This is a genomic window from Reyranella sp. (assembly GCF_050185545.1).
Lineage (GTDB): Bacteria > Pseudomonadota > Alphaproteobacteria > Reyranellales > Reyranellaceae > Reyranella.
Window position 1 is genome coordinate 1 of the sequence record NZ_JBFWZI010000223.1, and the last position, 1202, is coordinate 1202.

Annotated in this window: 1 protein-coding gene; it reads right to left on the minus strand. The window is 68.4% G+C overall.

The features are described 5' to 3' along the window. Positions 1 to 226: 226 nt before the first annotated feature. Positions 227 to 1153: a glutathione S-transferase family protein gene (locus AB7O82_RS33550; RefSeq protein WP_428555956.1), complete on the minus strand. Its 927-nt coding sequence runs from the start codon at positions 1151 to 1153 to the stop codon at positions 227 to 229. Between the last annotated feature and the right edge of the window lie 49 nt (positions 1154 to 1202).

The window sequence follows — 1202 nt, forward strand, 5'->3', positions numbered from 1 at the left end:
ATCGCTGCCGGACTCGCCATCCCTGGCAAGACTACGAGGCAGATCGTGACGGAACTAACAACAAGCAGACTCTTCTGCTGGGAGCGCGCCACTCCGATGGCGATCAACCTCTCGATCCCAGAACTCATGAGCGCCCTCGGAGTGGCGCGCTCCCAGCCATGAGTTTCATCCATGAAGGTTAGTCAGCAGACAAGAGTGCGGTATCAAATATCTCGCTCCAAATTCCCTAGGCCGCCGCTACGAAGAAGCCGGCGCGCGGGAAGTGGACGACGACGTCGCCTGCCCGCTCGTCGTGGCGGGCGAGCGAGATCCGGTCGGCCGTCAGGCCGACCAGGGTGCCGGCTACCGGCACGCGGCCGGTGTCGTCGGGCGTGACGCTCAGGGTCTGGCCGGCCTTGAGCCCGCTCGGATCGTCGGCGGCGACGCTGGTCGGCTCGGGCTTCGCCGCCCTGGCGATGGCGAGTGCGTCCGCTGCCGCGAGCTCGCGGCGGCTGCCGCCCTTGCCGGCTTCCGTCATGCGCGCCGCCCAGTCGACGATGCGCGGCAGGCGGTCGAGCGGGCTCGCCGTCGGCGCGAGCTGCTGCTGGATGAACCACACCGGATTGTAGAGCGCGCAGTCGGGCAGCGAGGGCGCGTCGCCCAGCAGGAACGGGCGGCCGTCGGAGAGCATGCTTTCGGCAATAGACATCAGGGCATAGGTCTGGTCGCGCACGACGGGCAGCGCCGCGCGCAGGCGCTCGGGATCGAAGTTGCGGCCTGAGAACTCGCTGCGGTCCTTCTTGAAGGCCGGGCCGAAACGTTCGTCGACCGGCACCTGGCTCATCACCACGCCGACCGCGGGTCCGAAGATCGAGCGGTCGATCCACAGCGCCAGCGCCCGCGCCTCGCCTTCGCGCCCCTTGGGCAGGAAGCTGGGCGTCGGCAGGCGGCGCTCCAGCTCCATCAGGATCAATTGGGTGTCGCAGTAGATGTCGGCGCCGATCTGCATCACCGGCGTCTTGCGATAGCCGCCGGTCAGCGGCATCAGGTCGGGCTTGGGCATGATGCTGGGGATGTCGACCGACTGCCACGCCGCGCGCTTCAGCCCGAGAGCGATGCGCGCCTTCTCGGCGAAGGGCGACACCGCATAGTGGTGCAGGATGATGTCCGTCATGGGCCGGCACCGTCGCCATCGTGCGCGGCCTTGTCAACGCGTGCGCGGC